This window comes from Methanohalophilus mahii DSM 5219, assembly GCF_000025865.1.
Classification (GTDB): Archaea; Halobacteriota; Methanosarcinia; order Methanosarcinales; family Methanosarcinaceae; genus Methanohalophilus; species Methanohalophilus mahii.
The window spans coordinates 309,760-327,140 of record NC_014002.1 but is presented as its reverse complement, the minus strand read 5'-3'; the positions used below and the strand labels follow the sequence as shown (position 1 = coordinate 327,140).

Below are 17,381 nucleotides of genomic sequence, written 5' to 3'. Positions count from 1 at the left end.
TACACCTCAAGGTTGTTGATAACGGCGGGCAGGAATTGTTACGATATCCCGGGGGATAGAGTGTTTATCCTGCCTGAGTACTTTTGTAAGTTCCCTGAATTCACGGCTGTAGGCTTCTGAAAGTTGTTTTCCATATTTAACTCCGTGCATCGTCAGGACATACTCATAGCGCTGGTGAAACCTGTTATCCTTTTCATAGTAACGCAGGTCTTCGTCCACAATACCCATTGCCACGAGCAACTGGATGTCCTCAAAAACCCTGTTGCTGTAAGGAAAACCGTAGTTGCAGTGGAAATTATAGTCAAAGAGGTTACGAAGTCTTACATCCTCACTGAACCGCTGGACCATACGATATATCCAAGTTATATTACGTAAACGTGGAATCGAGACAAAGCCACCTTCCTCTTTCCAGAAGATGGAATTAACGGTATAGAACAACAATATCAGCCCCTCTACGGGCAGATAATTTTCCTGGCGTATAAATCTCAGCAACTGAGGAGAAAGGGTCTCAACAGTGTGGCCTACAACATCCTTAAGTTGTGCAGCTTCGGGGCATCCGATACCATCGACCGGAGAAAAAACAACCAGTGACAGTTGCCTGGAAATTGCCCTTACCAGACCGTTTGCAAGGGCAGATTCATCGTAAAAGAAACTATCCTCACCGTTCACAACAACTCTTGTACTGCGGGGCACTCCGCTGGCAACACTCAAATCTACAAAAACATCCCCTATTCTCTTTTCAAGCTGCTCCTCGAACATCTTCTTTGCCACACCATGCCGGGCTATTGTAGACAGGGCCATACGGGTTGCCGGGTTGAGGTTTTTCTGGTTAAATCGCACAATTGGGTCACAGATATTTCCCGCCAGGACTGAACTGATAAGCCGTTGTGCCTGATCATTGCCGTATGTTTTTATGAAATAAAGCAAGTCAGCATCATTATATTCTGTGAAAAACAAACCCACCTCGTCATTCACAGATTCTGCATCCTTCTTTTCCCCGAACATAGCCAGAGCATTTTCAAGAGATCGTAATAACATAATCCTGGCAGACTGTGTATGAGGATGATGCACTATAGCATTATAGTGATGAGTGCGTGCTATGAGCATTGATTCAGCAACCGTCAATGTCATATCTTCATCATAACTACAGCCATCCTTTTTACCCAGTACGATATTGCCATTGCGGATGCTCAGGTTCTGTATTATCTGGTCCACGTCTATTAGTCCCAGAGATAGGCCAGTGTGATAGGAATCACGAAGCAAAAAATCTATCCTATCAGCATCTATGTCACCGGATATCAACTGTCCCAGATAGGGCTTTTCCAGAAAAGATGACTTACCTGTTGCCATGAGGGCGATTTGGTCGAAAAAATCAACAGGATCCTGACCCAGCTCTTCCTCAACTTTTCTTGCAATATTTCCGTTGCCTGCAAAACAATTTCTTATGACATATTCACTGAAAGCTTCGTGATTTTCCCTTATTATGCCACCGTATTGTGGATTGATATCAGGATTGCGCTTAAGGACATCTTCCACAGCATGAGAATATGCAGAGTGGCCTACATCATGCAAAAGACCTGCAACCTCCACTTTCACTTTATCCTCTTGCGGCAGAGACAGGGCATCGGCCATCAGGGATGCCATATGCATGGTACCTAGGCTATGTTCAAAACGACTGTGCTTTGCACCCGGATAAACGATATCAACAAGGCCGAGCTGCTGGATGGAACGTAGCCTCTGCAGCTGAGGGGTTTCCACGAGTTCCTTCTGGAGAGGAGTCAACAGGATAGTTTTATGCACCGGATCATGAATCGCCCTTGAACTGACCATGAATGGGTATTTAGGTGGAAGATATATATAAAGGTGTAAAATATCTCAACCAGACCTAATTAATTATCACCAGAGTGAAACAATAATGAGAACAATTCAATGGAATGCTGAGAATTCTACTGTGAGGATGATCGACCAGACCCTGTTGCCTGTCGAATACAGGGAAATCGAATGTGAAAATCTTGCACAGCTGTGTGAAGCAATCAAATCATTGAGGGTCAGGGGAGCACCCGCATTGGCAGCAGCAGGTGCCTATGGTATTGCCCTTGCCAGCAAACTCAGCAGTGCAAATGATATGGAAAGCCTCCTGCAAGATCTCAAAAATGCCACAGGGATCATCCTTGCAACCCGACCCACAGCCATAAACCTGGGATGGGGAGTACACCGGGTGATCAAAGCCGTCTCTGAAGCCTACGACACCGAAGGCATACGTGACATAGCTCTTAACGAAGCACAGGCCATTGCAGATGAAGATGTGCAGACCAACAAAACTCTAGGTAAACATGGTGCTTCCCTGCTGGAAGACGGTGACACCGTGATGACCCACTGTAATGCCGGCAGATTGGCCTGTGTGGACTGGGGCACAGCTCTGGGAGTGGTACGTTCCGCTGTGGAGCAAGGAAAAGATATCAATGTGGTCGCATGTGAGACCCGGCCTCTGAACCAGGGAGGCCGGCTTACGACCTGGGAGCTGATGCAGGACAATATACCGGTCAAACTAATCTCGGACTCCATGAGTGGTTATGTGATGCGACACGAGCTTGTGGACAAGGTGATAGTCGGGGCAGACCGCATTACAGAAGATGCTGTATTCAACAAGATCGGAACCTACAGCCATGCAATCGTGGCCATGGAACACGAAATTCCTTTTTATGTGGCAGCACCTGCCTCTACATTTGATTTCAAGGGATGGGAAGACAGCGTGAAGATAGAAGAACGAGATCCTGATGAATTGCGCTACATGCAGGGGGTACAGATAGCACCTGAAGACGTACCTGTGATAAATCCTGCTTTTGACAGCACACCGATGGAATATATTGAGGCTATAATTACAGAAAAAGGAATCTTCAGACCACCATTTTTGATAGATGAAGTAAGAACCTGAGGGCGCAAGCTTTTAAAGTATAAAATACAATCAGGATACAAGTAAACAAAAGGAAAGAGATGGAAGAATATGGGAAAAAAGAAACAGAGTAACAACGGTTTGATGTCCTCTGCCGGTCTTATGAGATATTATGAAGAGGATAAAAGGGCAATCCACCTGGACCCCAAAGCAGTTATAGTCTTTGGATTGCTTTGTGGACTTGCTGTTATTCTCTTAAGCGCCAGTTATGGCACCTGGCCATAAAAATAATCCATTATAAAAAAAGGGCATTCAGCCCTGTCTATCTTTTTTAATAGTTTTAGAAATCAATCTTGCCGTGGTAGTTCTGGATTCGTTCTTATCCACCATGATGCGCCCACTTTTCTCCCACCAGGAACGCGGATAAGCTTTGTCTTTTTGAACCTCAGGATTTAGGCCAAGGGATGCAGCTGCCTTTTCCATCTCTTCCAGATTCGGCTCCTTTACTGAACTTTTACGAGATACAATCCTTCCTTCATTCCTGCTTTTGGAACGATCTATGGAAGCCGGCCAGATTACAAGCCGGCCTTCGTCTTTCATTAGCATGGTCCATAGATTGGAAGTCATTAAATATAATTCTTGGTGATAGACCACCTCCAGATAAACCTAAAATAGTAAAGTGCCATCTAGTATAGCAAGTAGGAGAGTTTACAAATGGGCCTGTTTGGAACCAACGGAGTACGTGGTATAGCTAACGAATTCATTACACCTAAATTTGCAATCGACCTTGCCAGAAGTCTGGGAACCCATCTGGGAGAAGATAAAACTGTAGCAATCGGAAGAGATACACGCATCTCAGGAGAGATGCTAAAAGCAGCTGCAATATCCGGTTTACTTTCAACGGGCATAAAAGTTATCGACATTGGAACCTGCCCCACACCGTCTGTCCAGTATTATGTGCGCGATTATGCAGATGCTGGAATTGTTATTACTGCATCCCACAACCCCAGGGAATATAATGGCATAAAACTTATAGCCGCAGATGGTACCGAATTTTCCAAAGAGGGGGAGAAAAAGGTCGAAAATATCTACTACAGCGGCGAATTCCACACTGCTAACTGGAACATGACAGGTGAACTTAACCGGGATTATAATGCCAATGATTACTACATCAATGGAATAATCTCATCGGTCAATTCCACAAAAATCAGCGCAAAACAATTTCGAGTGGCCATAGATACGGGATGTGGTGCAGGTTCTCTCACATTACCCCTCTTATTGCGTAAACTGGGATGTGAGGTCATAACGATCAACGCCCAGCCGGATGGCACTTTCCCCTGGAGAAATCCCGAGCCAACACCCGATGTACTGGGAGAACTCAGGGATATTGTCAAAAATTACGATGTTGACCTGGGAGTTGCTCAGGACGGGGATGCAGACAGGGCAGTCTTCTTTGATGAAAATGGTACTTTCATTGATGAAGAAATACTGCTTTCCATGATGGCAAAATATGTGATCTCCGGTAAAAAGGGACCAATCGTGACACCGGTCAGTTCATCCCGGCGCATGCTGGACATTGCAAAAGAAGCAGGCGTAGAACTCCACTGGACAGCCGTAGGATCCATTAATGTAGCACGCAGGATGATGGAAATCGACGCTGTTTTTGGCGGAGAAGGCAATGGAGGACTTATTTTCCCGGAACACCAGTACTGCAGGGACGGTGCAATGGCCTGTGCCAAATTACTTGACATAATGGCAGAGGGAGTGAAACCTTCACAGATGGCTGCAAATGTTCCGGCATACCATAATGCCAAAACAAAGGTAAAATGTGGTAATCTGAAAAAAACGCTTGAAAACGTAGCCATCCACGTACAGGGAGAAGGAATTGAGATTGATACCACCGATGGTTTCAAGATATGGTATGAAGACGGGTGGCTACTGATACGCCCCTCCGGTACCGAACCAATTGTCAGGGTCTTTGCCGAAGCTAAAACGGAGAAAAAGGCAAGGCAGATTCTGGAAAGAGGGGAAAAGATAGTACTGGCTTCAATCCAGGATTAAACTCATCAAGGTTTACCGCAGGATTCACCACAAATAATACCTGTGGCAATGAGATGTGCAACCCTCAAAGGCTCTGGAATATTGCTATGGGTGGCACTTAACTGGACTATCCTGGTGGCGGAAATTTCATCGATGCCTGCACACTGGATGTAAACCGGCGTATGGGAATGTGAAGTTACCACCCTCGATATCCTGCCTGCTTTTTTTATTATCGCAAACCTTTCATCCGGGTATTCCAGATGATATAGAGCATTTTTTATATTCTCAAAATCAGGCATCGAGCGCATCAGCACAATCACACCCATTCCTGTAGATTCATTTAAACGCACGATATCAATCGGATTGAAACCACCGTATGTGACTCCATCCAGCATTATCACACGCGCCTGATTCCTGTGTTTGCTGGCTGATATCATCTTTATTAATGAATCGGTAGCATCCATACCATCCCTGGTAATGTAGGTGGATAACACTCCGTCAAGCCACATCCCCCCTCTGAAAAAAGTCCCTACCACAAGTATACGGTCACTTACCAGCGCTGAATCATCAATACCCAGAATCCTTATTTCCGGTTTTATATGAAAAAGAGAAAAGGGTATACCCCCTTTTAAACAAACATTGAGGCTGGATGCTCATTAACCTGAGGTTGGCGGGGCTTTAGGACCTTATCAATGGCAGCCATAAAGTCAGCCATTGTCACACTATCACGATCATTGCGTACAGCAAACATACCTGCCTCGGTAGTCAGTGCATGCAGATCCGCACCACTCGTATTTTCTGTAAGGGTGGCAAGTTTGTCAAAGTCCACATCCAGGGCAAGGGAAAGCCCTCTGGAATGAATCCTGAGGATCAAGCTACGAGATTCTGTATCCGGCATCGGAACCTCTACCATCCTATCAAAGCGACCCGGACGAATTATGGCAGGATCAAGGATATCCACCCTGTTGGTAGCTGCAATTATACGAATATCACCTCGGTTCTCAAATCCATCCATCTCCGCAAGAAGTTGCATGAGAGTGCGCTGTACTTCCCTGTCAGCACCGTTGGTGTCACTCAGCCGGGTTGCTGCAATGGCATCCAGCTCATCTATGAAAATAATGCTTGGAGCTTTCTTTCTTGCCATATCGAAAACTTCCCTGACCAGTCTGGAACCTTCGCCAATGTACTTTTGCACAAGTTCCGAGCCCACAACACGGATGAAAGTTGCGTCAGTACGATGGGCAACCGCTTTTGCCATCATCGTTTTACCGGTACCCGGCGGGCCGTGCAGCAGCACACCTTTGGGAGGTTCCACACCCACGCGTTCAAAAGACTCGGGTTTAATGAGAGGAAGTTCGACACATTCAATGATATCCTGAATCTGATTATCCAGTCCACCGATATCTTCATAGCTTATATCCTGAGATTCCAGGACTTCCATTGCTGAAACTTCCGGTTCTTCTGTCGAGGGAAGAACATCCACTATTGAAAGGGTCTGCTGGTTCAGGGCAACCCTGACACCGGCAACCAATCTGGAATCATCTATGTACTGGGAAACCCCTACCATGAACTGGGGGCCCGAACTGCTTCGTATCAAGACTTTATTGGAGTCAATGACATCAATGATATTTGCCACGATCAAAGGAACAGTCTTAAGCCTGTTAATCTCAGAGCGAAGTTTGCGAACTTCCCTTTCATACTTCACTTTCTGGGATTCTACATACTTTTTTTCAGATTCGATTTGGTCGCACTGCTCTTTAAGTTTGCTGTTGCGGGATTCAAGTTGCTTCATCCTGTCCAGAAGGTACTTTGAAAAGTCTTCGTCTCCTTCAGAACCCATATAATCATATTCAATATCGGACATATTTTTTAATCCGTAATTCCCCTGATTTAACGTATCATCACTCGTTTCGTTCATATAGCTCCGAATAATATTTAAGTCCATAGGTATATAGCACTTTCGAAAAGAGGCATGGCAGCTTCCATGTAAGAGATGATTTTTTATGCAGTGTGAAATATGTGGTGCAGAAATTAAAGGGGAGCCTTTTAAGATAAATGTCGAGGGAAGCGAACTCAACGCCTGTAACCGATGTTCACAATACGGAACATCAGTAAGCACCCGGAAACCAGTATCCAGAAAGAATGCTCCTGTGCGGCAGGGGATTAAAAAGAGTTCAAAGCCCAAAAAGAACCCGGTAACTGCTCCTACAGAAGAACTCATAGACGAATACGAACAAACCATAAGAGAGGCAAGGGAAGAAAAGGGCCTTACCCAGGAAGAACTTGCTTCCAACATAAAGGAAAAAGCATCCCTGATCAAAAAGATAGAGAAGGGAGACATCGTACCCGAAGATTCGGTACGTACAAAGATTGAACAGGCCCTTGATATCGAACTCACCGAGAAAGTGGGAGAAGATGACTGGGATACAAATACCCTGAACAAGGGTACTACTCTTGGCGATATAGTAACCATCAAGAAAAAATGAAGTGATATGATGCACCTCGAAAACAAGAAAGTCGGCATAATAGGGACCGGCAAGATGGGGCAAAGCCTGCTTAGAGGCATAGTTCGTGCAGGAAAAGCAAAACCTGCAAATATCTATGCCAGCGATGTTTATGAACCTGCGCTGCAGGCACTTAAAGATGAACTTGGAATTAACGTATCAACAGATAACTTTGATACTGTGGATAATTCAGAAATCATCATCCTTGCGGTCAAACCCCAGATACTTCGCAATGTACTACGAGGTTTTGCAGACCATATTAACGAAAACAAACTCATAATTTCAATTGCGGCAGGGGTTCCTGCAGCCACCATTGAAGAGGAATTACACGAAGATACAAGAGTCGTTCGTGTGATGCCAAACATTGCAGCAACCGTAGGCGAAGCAGCCTCTGCAGTCAGTGCAGGGAAAAATGCATCCGCAGAAGATGCTGAAGTCGCAATGGAAATATTTTCAAGCATGGGTTCTGCCGCTCTTGTACCTGAACATCTCATGGATGCGGTTACAGGAGTTTCAGGGAGCGGACCTGCATATATTTTCCCCGTGATCGAGGCTATGGCAGACGGCGGCGTGCTTGAAGGACTTGACAGGGAAAGTGCACTGAAACTGGCAGCCCAGACAGTACTTGGTGCAGCAAAGATGGTCCTTGAAACAAAAAAACATCCGGCAGAACTCAAGGACATGGTGACTTCTCCTGCAGGGACAACCATCCACGGGGTTCATGCACTTGAGAAAAACGGAATAAGGGCGGCTTTTACAGATGCAGTGATGGCTTCTGCAAAACGCTCCCGTGAAATGGGGAAATAATCCCCCTATCTTTCCTGAAACAATACAAAAATTGATATAGTTTTATGATTTAGTTAATTACAAAGCCTTCAACGGGGGGTTTGTATGAAATCCTTTGCGGTAATCAGGGGAGAAGACAAAAACAAAGTCAGGATTGCGCTGCATGATTTGCAGCAATACGGGAGCATGAAATTCAGTTCCTGTCCAAAACGTATCGAACCAAACTATGCAGACACTCTTCTTGTAAAGGTTGTGGGAGTACCCTTGCGTTCAAATTGTAAGTTTGCAGCGCTTGTAGGCCTGGAAAATAATGCCGGCTCTGCGATTAACAAACTGAGAAAAATACATCCACCAGCCCATATTGTAATAATAAGTCCCAGGCATGATGCTTATGAAGAATTAATGGATAATTCTGAGATATATCCTGAATTTGAAATAAACAATTAATACCTCAAAAACATTAAAAATAAGTTTTCCTGCGAAAATTAAAGAAAATGGGGCCGGGACCGAGAATCGAACTCAGATCGTAGCCTCCACAGGGCTACAGGATAACCGCTACCCTACCCCGGCATATTGAGAATGCCCTACGCGAGGGCATCCTATACATGTATTTCTCTTAAATAAACTTTTCTCCATTATCAGTCTTTCAGACGGGAAATTGCAAGCTGTGCGGCCTTTTCGCCTGAAAGAAGCATCCCTCCAAAAACAGGACCCATGCGAGGAGAACCTGCAACGGCATTGGCAGCCATACCTGTAACTATCAGACCGGGATAAACTTCCCGGGTATTTTCCATTACAAGACGCTCACCAGTATCAGCCCACATTGGTTTTTCACCCACCACCCCTTTACCGCCAAAAGCCCCGGGTATCTTGCGCTGCACAGTATTGCATACAGTAGCCTCGTGGCCGGTTCCGTCAAGTACCAGGCGAGAACGGATTGTAAGAGGATCAACATGAAGCCGGCCTATTTCAACTGCTGTCCAGTTAATAACAAGCCCGCATACCTCATCTTTATCCCGTATCATAACATCCTCAAAACTTACCAGATTGAATATTTCAACCCCTGCAGAAACCGCTGCGCTTATAAGTTTGCCCACAGTACCAACTGAGTTTGCCACATAGTAACCTTCTTCATACTCATGATATGGTACATCAAAATCATCAAGGATCCTGCGCGCTTCTTCCTGGACCACAATACGCGGGAACATCATGCCACCGCCCCACATACCGCCTCCCACAGATAGTTTCTTCTCAAAAAGTACAGTCTTTAATCCTGCTTCTGCAAGATAACGTGCAGCAACAAGGTTTGCCGGACCCCCCCCTACCAGGGCCACGTCAACATCAGTATAGTCCAGAAAAACATTGGTAAATTCTTCAACTATCGCTCGGGTAATAATTCTCTCATCAAGTTCCATGAATCCTGCCTCAAATGCTGCTAATTTGCTCATTTTATAGGCCACATAGATATTAAAACTATTGGAAAAGGAAAAAACAAACCCCTGTACATGAAATGTATTGGATATCCCTGGCAAAAAGTGTCAGATATTTATTGAAAAGAGATTAGATGCAGAAAATATATTGTGATGAATGCAAGAGCGGAACCCTTACATAAAGCATTTAATCCAAGGTTGAAATCCCGGAATAGCTACAATCAATTGTCGACATAAGATGAGATAGTTTGTTGGAATTCATGTATATCGATTGGTTTGGATATATATCCCGCACATCCTGCATTAATAAATTTCTTATCATCGCCCCTCATTGCATGTGCTGTCAATGCAACTACAGGCGTATCTTTTGAATTTTCAATCTCTTTGAATTTTTCCAGAACTTCAAGCCCATCCATTTTGGGCAGCTGCATATCAAGTAAGATGAGATCAAAAGTATTTTTCTCTACAACATCAAGAGCCTGTGAACCGTCCTCTGCCTGCATTACTTCATATCCGTAAGATTCAAGCAAATCCACTGTAAGTTCCATGTTCATTGGATTGTCTTCAACTACCAGAATTGTGGCCATTCTTTAAACCTCTAAATATGATTTGATAATTATCGATATAACTTCCTTTTCCCGGAAAATACCTGACTTATTTGATCATAACTTAAATTGCTAAGCTGTTGTAGAGTATGTTTTCATATATATAGTAATAGGCATACAATATATAAATCTAAACTCTTTGTATAAAAACAGACATACAGGTTACCCAAATTAATTCATATATTCCTATAAATCAAATTAATCGTTGCTAACAGAACCAACATGATTTCTCCTGGAATCAAGATGTTTTATTATTTCAATCAGATGAGTGCGAGTAATTATTGTGATAGTCATCAAATCCTATGGATAAACTTTTAATACTGCAACACGACCCATATGACATAAAGGAGAAAATATGGCAAGATCCGCACAACGTTCCAGTCTGAAAAAAATACCCCAGGAAGCAATCGAGGCAAAAGAAGCTACTGCAGAAATTGTAATTTTGCAACCTATTGGTTATCCTCTCTGTGGAATTATTGAAGAATACCCGCGCATCGAAGAACCAGAACTCTTTGAATGTTACGCGAGAATGCAATGGAATGGTTACATTGCCCGAAAAAACGATTACCTCTTTGATCAACGAATGTTCCCTGATTTTGCATACAGGATCCAGGAAGTAAGGCCCGAAGACACAATAATAGGCCAATCCACTACAATTGTAGTAAATCAGGAAGAGAAAGAAAAAACCGATATCGAATATCCCGTGGAAATTGCATTTGATGATATAGTAGGACAGGTTAAAGCAAAACGCAAATGCAAGCTCATCGAGCGATACCTGGAAGAGCCCGAGAGATTTGGCAAATGGGCACCCCGTAACATCCTGTTTCATGGACCATCAGGTACAGGAAAGACCATGGTCGCAAAAGCTCTTGCAAATAAAACTGATGTGGCATTCCTCCCGATCAAAGCCACACAACTTATAGGAGAATTTGTGGGAGAAGGTTCCAGACAGATACACCAGCTATATGAAAAAGCTGGTGAACTTGCACCCAGCATTATTTTCATAGACGAGCTGGATGCCATTGCCCTTGACAGGCGATACCAGGAACTCAGGGGCGATGTAGCCGAGATCGTCAACGCCCTGCTCACAGAAATGGACGGCATCAGCCAAAGTGAAGGAGTATGCACCATCTGTGCCACAAACAGAACAGCAGTACTTGACGGGGCAGTCAGGAGCCGTTTTGAAGAGGAGATAGAGTTTGTACTTCCCGGTAAAGAGGAAAGAAAAGAAATAATAAAATTAAATCTACAGACATTCCCCATAAAAGCTGAAGCTAACGTGGATGAACTTGCAAAACTGACCAACGGCCTTTCGGGAAGAGATATTGTGGAAAAAATTCTCAAAAGTGCCCTTCACAATGCAATAATGGATGACATGGAAAAAGTTGAAGCACATTATTTTGAAAAAGCTGCGTCAGGGTTGCAGAAAAAGGAAACAAATACCCACCTTTACGTCTGAGAAGAGGTGACAAAGTGACAGAAATAGAAGAATCAGACAGGTTTGAGTGCAAAGTTGTCAACATAATAAACAACCTGAAATGGAAAGGAGTAATGGTCAAAGAAATAAAAAGTGGAGGGAATGTTTATTTTGCCCGCACTGATCCGAAAAGGGATTTGAGACCAGGAGATACCCTATATCTGGGAGTTAGAGAATTACCCAGCCAGATGGAAGAGATGCAGGCCGAAGTTACCCTTTACGACAAAAATGATGAGAAAATCGATTGGACCTTCATTTAAAAACACCTGACTGCCCCATTATTCCCCATAGAGGACTTCAAACTCCATCAGGTCATCTGCCACACAGGTTTTTTCAAAAACTTCTTTTGCCTCCTCCAGAAGTACAGAAGAATCGTCAGTATACCTCGAACTGATATGGGTCAGAATGAGCCGCTTTACCCCTGCTTTTTTTGCCACATCCGCAGCCTCATTTGCTGTCGAATGCAATGATTCACGGGCCCAATCCGCTTTTTCCTGTGCAAGTGTGCCATCATGAATCAATACATCAGCGTTTTTACTTGCTTCAAGAATGGCCTCACACGGACGGGTGTCACCAGTATAGATGAGTTTACGCCCCCTACGGGAAGGACCTATCACTTCATTGGGATGGATGATCCTGCCATTTACTTCTACAGATTCCCCTTTCTGGAGACGGGAATAAAGTGGGCCTACAGGTACACCCATCTCTTCAGCACGACGGCGGTCAAATTTGCCAGGGCGTTCATTTTCTACAAGAGCATAGGCAAGAGAAGGAACACTGTGCTCACTTGCAATTGCATTGACCACATAACCTTCTCGCTGGACAACATCCCCGGCTTCAAGGGGTACTGCTTTGACCTCAAAATTCAATCGGCAGTAGCCAAGTAGTGAGACCAGTTTTACAAATTGTTCCACCCAGACGGGACCATATATAGTCAGTGGAGTATCCCTGCCGTGGAAAGAAAGAGTTTGCAAAAGGCCGGGAATTCCCAGCACATGATCTGCATGAAAATGTGAAATGAAAATAGAAGATAGGGACATCATGCCAGTCCTGGCACGCATCATTTGCTGCTGGGTACCCTCCCCACAGTCAAAAAGCAGCAACTCCCCGTCCCTGTTTACCAGAATAGAAGAGGGATTCCTGTTCACAGTTGGGAGAGCTCCCCCTGTACCAAGGAACACTACACGAAGCATAATAAATATCATAAGTAAAAGCATTATTTATGGTTATCCAATCTCGTGAGAAGTCTATATTCGAAAGGTTCATATACGATATTACAATTAATGAACTCTCCTAATAGCAAAGCTTAGTATTATACTTAAATCACAAAACAGAGGTTCCAATCATGATATCCCAGGGAAGATCAAAGAGAACGGCCACATCTGCCAAGAGAAAAACAGCACGCGGAAAAAGGAAATATGAAATCGGCAGTGAACCTGCAGCAACACATGTCGCAGAAACAAGAAGAAAATCCGTAAAGACCAGGGGCGGCGCCCAAAAAATAAAGCTTCTACAGGAAAAAATTGCCAATGTCACCGACCCCTCTACCGGAAAGACATCAGCAGTTACAATAGAGAATGTTACCGATAATGAAGCCAACGAGCACTACGTAAGGCGTAACATACTCACAAAGGGCAGCATTATCAAGACCGAACTTGGAGATGCCAGGATCACCAGCCGCCCGGGCCAGGATGGCGTTGTCAACGCAATCCTTACAAAATAAACAAAAAAAGGTGGCTCAAAGAGCATGGACAGGAAAACAAGGGATATACTGGAGATTCTGGAAAATGATGCCAGGGCAACTCACGAGGAAATCTCCGCCCTTGTTGACATGACTCCGGAAGAAGTTCAGAAGCGGATTCACCAGCTTGAAAAAGCAAAGATAATCCGCAAATATAAAACAGTGATTGACTGGGAACTTGCAGGAGAAGATTATGTCTATGCAATCATTGAACTGAAAGTGACACTGGAACGCAAACAGGGATACCAGGGTATCGCTGAAAGACTGTACCGTTTCCCCGAAGTGCGTTCTGTCAGACTGCTTTCAGGAGAACATGACATAGCCCTTACAGTCCGTGGCAAATCCATGAAACAGGTCGCTTTTTTTGTTGCAGAGAAGATAGCCACTCTGGAACAGGTGCATAATACTGCCACACATTTCGTACTCAAGACATACAAAGAAGACGGGTTGATCATGGAAGAGCCCGAACATGTAAAACGTCTGCCGGTTTCCCCCTAAAGGAGGTATGAGAACTGACAGACACTTCACGCTTTGTAGCCAGTTATCTGGACAGGGTGCCCCCTTCGGGTATTCGCCGCTTTTTTGACATGGTCTCCGACAATGAGGACATGATATCCCTCGGAGTTGGAGAACCCGATTATATTACCCCCTGGCACATTCGGGAAGCCTGCATTCATTCACTGGAACAGGGAGAAACATCCTATACATCCAACTATGGACTTGTAGAACTCAGGGACGAAATATCCAGAACCTATACCCAGAAGCAAGGATTGTACTATGACCCTACATGCGAAATACTGGTGACATCGGGAGTAAGTGAAGCACTTGACCTGGCGGTGCGTGCCATCACCGATCCGGGTGACGAAATCATAATTGTGGAACCCTCTTATGTTGCCTATGCACCGGCGGTCATCTTTGCAGGTGGAAATCCGGTTCCTGTACAAACATGCATGGAAGACAAATTCAAACTTACTTCCGAAAACCTTAAAAAGGCGATCACTCCGAAAACCAAAGCCATACTGCTCAATTATCCAAACAATCCCACCGGTGCCGTGATGGATAAAAGGGAACTGGAACCCATCGCGGAAGTAGTGGAAGAACATGATATAATGGTCATCTCGGATGAAGTCTATGAGAGAATGACCTATGACACACGTCATACATGTTTTGCCTCCCTGGATGGCATGAGGCAACGCACCATAGTCCTCAACGGGTTTTCCAAGGCATATTCGATGACCGGTTTTAGAATGGCCTATGCACTTGCCCCTGCACCGGTGTTAGCAGCCATGATGCGCATACACCAGTATAGCATGCTTTGTGCCCCGATTACCGCACAGGTCGGAGCAATCGAGGCCCTCAAGAATGGTGAGGAAGAAGTGGAGAAAATGGTCAATGAATATAACCGGCGTCGCAGGCTTATTGTCAAGGGATTCAATAATATCGGCCTGGATTGTTTCAACCCAGGCGGGGCCTTTTATGCATTCCCCTCTGTTGCGTCCACAGGCCTGACATCGGAACAGTTTGCCGAAAGACTGCTCGACCAGCAGCAGGTTGTTACCATACCAGGCAATGTATTCGGCAGGGCCGGAAATGGGTATCTCAGATGCGCCTACGCAGCCTCCAGGGAAGACATCAAAGAAGCTCTTGATAGAATCGAGAATTTCATATCAAACATCTAAAAACCAGCTCAAGAAAGCGATTGTAAAAGAAAATCACTTCCCATCGCTTTTTTTATCCTTCACGTAAATCAACCGGTTATTGCTGGAATTATCCGCCCGGACCTCATCGATATCAAAAAGATCTATTGCCCGGAAAATATCCCACATTTTTTTGTAACCATAGTTACGAGGATCGAAATCCGGCTGTTTCTGCACAAGATTGCTGCCCACATTGCCCAGGAAGGCCCAGCCACTTTCCTCAGCTGAATCTTCCACAGCATCCCTTAGCATTTTAACTAGCTTGCTGTCACCTTTGAGACGGTTGGTATCCCATTTCCCCGGAGCCTGCATTGGTGACTCAGCTACTGTATCTACTATGTCTTCCTCCTTACGCAGGTTTTCCGTATATATGAACTTATCACAGGCTGCAATAAAGGGTTTTGGAGTCTTGAGTTCCCCGAAGCCGTAGACCTTACGACCAGATTCCCTTATCCTGGATGAAAGACGTGTGAAATCACTGTCACTTGAAACAATACAGAAACCATCTAGGGGCTCGGAATAAAGCAGGTCCATCGCATCGATTATAAGGGAACTGTCGGTGGCATTTTTCCCGTAAGTATAACTGAATTGCTGCATCGGCTGGATGGAATGTTCCAGCAGGCTGTCCTTCCAGTTTTTCAGGTTGGGACGCGTCCAATCACCGTAAATCCGTTTTACACTTGCGATCCCGTATTTGGCTATTTCCGAAAAAAGTCCCTCCACTATGGAAGGTTGTGCATTGTCAGCATCGATAAGTACTGCCAGTTTCTTCTGTACTGAATCAGTCTCCATGAATATTCCTCAAAAAGATAGTGTAAAATCCAGAGCACATCGATATGATAAATAATTCACTGGATTAATAAATATAACGAGTCCATATCCATTTGTACTGTCGAACCTAACTAAATTCAGATATCAACAAACCATTCTCTCACCATATAAACAGAAATCCCAGCAAACAAAGCCAGTAAACCGGCAAGCAAAAAAACAGTTTGCAGTCCAAAATAAAAGTAAACCATCCCCATCAGAGCAGGAGACAAACTCATCCCCACATATTTTGTGGAATTATGAATGGAAAGTACACCCCCTCGTACCTGAGGCGGGGATATGTGAACGATCATCCCGTCTATAACTGTCTGAGAAAGGCCATAGCCACAGCCAAAAATGAACATAAGGGCAAAGACAGGAAGTACAGAGTTCACCTGTGTCAGCAACAATATAGCAACACTCACAAGGAGAAAGCCAATACCAATCATTGAAATCATCTCAAACTTTGTGGCGATTCTGCGTACATTTGAAGCGACAATAATAACGGCAATTCCCTGAAAAGCAAGCACAATTCCGGATTTATCTGCGGTATATCCGAAATATTCCTTAAGCATAAAAGGCACATAAACTACCACTGAATAAAGCAGGAAAAATGTCACAAAAACCAGAAATATTGTGTAGGCCACACGGAAATCCCGCATTGCACCAAATGCATCCAGTAACCCTCTTTTATTGATTTCCAGGTTTTGGAGTCTTGTTTCGGGCAGATGGAAGAACATAATTACTGCAAAGGGCAGGGAAAGAGCATAGAACAGGAAAGGATAGTTCCAGCCGGCAATTGCCAGGCCACCTCCAATAAGAGGAGCCGCAATTATACCAATTGCTATCGTCGTACTCACCCTACCCATTGCATGCAAACGTTCACTACCAGAATAAGCTTCTCCGATAATCAACATTGCAAGAGACATCATTCCGGCTACTCCCATACCCTGCAAAAGTCTCAGAATCAGAAGGGTTTGCAAATCCGTGGCAAAAAAACTCGCCAGACCCATCAAACCATATATCAAAAGGCAGGGAACCAGTACTTTTTTTCGATCCAGCCGGTCCACGAAATGTCCAATTATGAGAGTGAAAATTGCAGTGGAGATGGTATATACCGAAATAACAAGCCCTATCTCATGGGATGTTGTATCAAGAGGCACCACCATATCAGGCAAAACCGGCGCAAGAATTGCACCGCCTGCCATGGCAAAAAAGGCAGTGACACAGAGCAACAGGAGATGACTTTTCCTGAATTTCATAATTCACACCAAATAGCAGAAGCAATAGACACAGTGGCAAAAGAAGCCTTTCTATAAATAAATGAGTGAAACATCAGGCAAAATACAGGAATAAGAAATCAAAATAACAGGAAATACTCTCAGTATCGCCTGATTCACC

20 protein-coding genes and 1 tRNA gene are annotated in these 17,381 nt (G+C 44.4%); 11 read left to right on the top strand and 10 right to left on the bottom strand.

Going from position 1 to position 17,381, the window contains the following annotated elements; genetic code table 11:
• Positions 1 to 6 precede the first annotated feature (6 nt).
• Complete coding sequence (locus MMAH_RS01515; protein ID WP_013036783.1) at positions 7 to 1,830, bottom strand: HD domain-containing protein; 1,824 nt, start codon at positions 1,828 to 1,830, stop codon at positions 7 to 9.
• An 85-nt stretch (positions 1,831 to 1,915) separates the two neighbouring features.
• On the opposite strand from MMAH_RS01515, the gene MMAH_RS01510 reads away from it, so the two are divergent.
• Both MMAH_RS01510 and MMAH_RS01505 read left to right on the top strand, forming a co-directional pair.
• On the top strand, positions 1,916 to 2,935 hold the full coding sequence (locus tag MMAH_RS01510; RefSeq protein WP_013036782.1) for an S-methyl-5-thioribose-1-phosphate isomerase: 1,020 nt from the start codon (positions 1,916 to 1,918) through the stop codon (positions 2,933 to 2,935).
• Positions 2,936 to 3,004: 69 nt separating this feature from the next.
• Complete coding sequence (locus MMAH_RS01505) at positions 3,005 to 3,178, top strand: preprotein translocase subunit Sec61beta (protein WP_013036781.1); 174 nt, start codon at positions 3,005 to 3,007, stop codon at positions 3,176 to 3,178.
• Between the two features lie 27 nt (positions 3,179 to 3,205).
• Here MMAH_RS01505 and MMAH_RS01500 read toward each other — a convergent pair whose 3' ends face one another.
• The gene (locus MMAH_RS01500; RefSeq protein WP_013036780.1) at positions 3,206 to 3,493 is read right to left on the bottom strand and encodes a signal recognition particle protein Srp19; all 288 of its coding nucleotides are present in this window, start codon (positions 3,491 to 3,493) and stop codon (positions 3,206 to 3,208) included.
• 114 nt (positions 3,494 to 3,607) lie between these two features.
• Between MMAH_RS01500 and glmM the strand changes: the two genes are divergently transcribed.
• Entirely contained in the window at positions 3,608 to 4,954 is a 1,347-nt protein-coding gene (gene glmM, locus MMAH_RS01495) for a phosphoglucosamine mutase (protein WP_013036779.1), read from the top strand.
• A gap of 5 nt (positions 4,955 to 4,959) precedes the next feature.
• Here the strand turns inward: glmM and MMAH_RS01490 are convergent, their stop codons facing one another.
• Positions 4,960 to 5,553 (bottom strand): endonuclease dU, encoded by a 594-nt coding sequence (locus MMAH_RS01490; RefSeq protein WP_048902072.1) that lies wholly within the window; start codon positions 5,551 to 5,553, stop codon positions 4,960 to 4,962.
• Between the two features lie 8 nt (positions 5,554 to 5,561).
• Positions 5,562 to 6,851, bottom strand: a complete 1,290-nt coding sequence (locus MMAH_RS01485) for a proteasome-activating nucleotidase (protein ID WP_013036777.1) — start codon at positions 6,849 to 6,851, stop codon at positions 5,562 to 5,564.
• A gap of 85 nt (positions 6,852 to 6,936) precedes the next feature.
• Here MMAH_RS01485 and MMAH_RS01480 point away from each other — a divergent pair, with 85 nt between their 5' ends.
• The 3 genes from MMAH_RS01480 (at position 6,937) to MMAH_RS01470 (ending at position 8,670) form a co-directional block, all read left to right on the top strand.
• Positions 6,937 to 7,419 (top strand): multiprotein bridging factor aMBF1, encoded by a 483-nt coding sequence (locus MMAH_RS01480; RefSeq protein WP_013036776.1) that lies wholly within the window; start codon positions 6,937 to 6,939, stop codon positions 7,417 to 7,419.
• A 9-nt stretch (positions 7,420 to 7,428) separates the two neighbouring features.
• A complete protein-coding gene (gene proC, locus MMAH_RS01475; protein ID WP_048902226.1) occupies positions 7,429 to 8,244 on the top strand; it encodes a pyrroline-5-carboxylate reductase in 816 nt (271 codons plus the stop codon).
• Between the two features lie 84 nt (positions 8,245 to 8,328).
• A complete protein-coding gene (locus MMAH_RS01470; protein ID WP_013036774.1) occupies positions 8,329 to 8,670 on the top strand; it encodes a DUF356 domain-containing protein in 342 nt (113 codons plus the stop codon).
• Between the two features lie 48 nt (positions 8,671 to 8,718).
• Here the strand turns inward: MMAH_RS01470 and MMAH_RS01465 are convergent.
• The 3 genes from MMAH_RS01465 to MMAH_RS01455 all read right to left on the bottom strand — a co-directional run bounded on the left by MMAH_RS01465 (position 8,719) and on the right by MMAH_RS01455 (position 10,240).
• Positions 8,719 to 8,793: transfer RNA gene (locus MMAH_RS01465), tRNA-His, on the bottom strand.
• A 68-nt stretch (positions 8,794 to 8,861) separates the two neighbouring features.
• Complete coding sequence (locus MMAH_RS01460) at positions 8,862 to 9,638, bottom strand: sulfide-dependent adenosine diphosphate thiazole synthase (RefSeq protein ID WP_013036773.1); 777 nt, start codon at positions 9,636 to 9,638, stop codon at positions 8,862 to 8,864.
• 236 nt (positions 9,639 to 9,874) lie between these two features.
• Complete coding sequence (locus tag MMAH_RS01455; RefSeq protein WP_013036772.1) at positions 9,875 to 10,240, bottom strand: response regulator; 366 nt, start codon at positions 10,238 to 10,240, stop codon at positions 9,875 to 9,877.
• 373 nt (positions 10,241 to 10,613) lie between these two features.
• On the opposite strand from MMAH_RS01455, the gene MMAH_RS01450 reads away from it, so the two are divergent.
• Together MMAH_RS01450 and MMAH_RS01445 are read left to right on the top strand one after the other, a co-directional pair.
• Positions 10,614 to 11,717 (top strand): AAA family ATPase, encoded by a 1,104-nt coding sequence (locus MMAH_RS01450; RefSeq protein ID WP_013036770.1) that lies wholly within the window; start codon positions 10,614 to 10,616, stop codon positions 11,715 to 11,717.
• Between the two features lie 14 nt (positions 11,718 to 11,731).
• Positions 11,732 to 11,995 (top strand): hypothetical protein, encoded by a 264-nt coding sequence (locus tag MMAH_RS01445; RefSeq protein WP_013036769.1) that lies wholly within the window; start codon positions 11,732 to 11,734, stop codon positions 11,993 to 11,995.
• Positions 11,996 to 12,013: 18 nt separating this feature from the next.
• Here MMAH_RS01445 and MMAH_RS01440 read toward each other — a convergent pair whose 3' ends face one another.
• Positions 12,014 to 12,928, bottom strand: a complete 915-nt coding sequence (locus MMAH_RS01440; RefSeq protein WP_048902225.1) for a ribonuclease Z — start codon at positions 12,926 to 12,928, stop codon at positions 12,014 to 12,016.
• A gap of 152 nt (positions 12,929 to 13,080) precedes the next feature.
• Between MMAH_RS01440 and MMAH_RS01435 the strand changes: the two genes are divergently transcribed.
• From MMAH_RS01435 to MMAH_RS01425, 3 genes are all read left to right on the top strand, one after another.
• Positions 13,081 to 13,458, top strand: a complete 378-nt coding sequence (locus MMAH_RS01435) for a 30S ribosomal protein S8e (RefSeq protein ID WP_013036767.1) — start codon at positions 13,081 to 13,083, stop codon at positions 13,456 to 13,458.
• Positions 13,459 to 13,482: 24 nt separating this feature from the next.
• Positions 13,483 to 13,974, top strand: a complete 492-nt coding sequence (locus MMAH_RS01430; protein WP_013036766.1) for an Lrp/AsnC family transcriptional regulator — start codon at positions 13,483 to 13,485, stop codon at positions 13,972 to 13,974.
• Between the two features lie 89 nt (positions 13,975 to 14,063).
• Entirely contained in the window at positions 14,064 to 15,155 is a 1,092-nt protein-coding gene (locus tag MMAH_RS01425; RefSeq protein WP_013036765.1) for an aminotransferase class I/II-fold pyridoxal phosphate-dependent enzyme, read from the top strand.
• Positions 15,156 to 15,188: 33 nt separating this feature from the next.
• Here the strand turns inward: MMAH_RS01425 and MMAH_RS01420 are convergent, their stop codons facing one another.
• Positions 15,189 to 15,965 carry an NYN domain-containing protein gene (locus tag MMAH_RS01420; RefSeq protein WP_013036764.1) on the bottom strand — a complete coding sequence of 259 codons (777 nt, stop codon included), beginning with the start codon at positions 15,963 to 15,965 and terminating at the stop codon, positions 15,189 to 15,191.
• 116 nt (positions 15,966 to 16,081) lie between these two features.
• Positions 16,082 to 17,242 (bottom strand): MFS transporter, encoded by a 1,161-nt coding sequence (locus MMAH_RS01415; RefSeq protein ID WP_013036763.1) that lies wholly within the window; start codon positions 17,240 to 17,242, stop codon positions 16,082 to 16,084.
• Between the last annotated feature and the right edge of the window lie 139 nt (positions 17,243 to 17,381).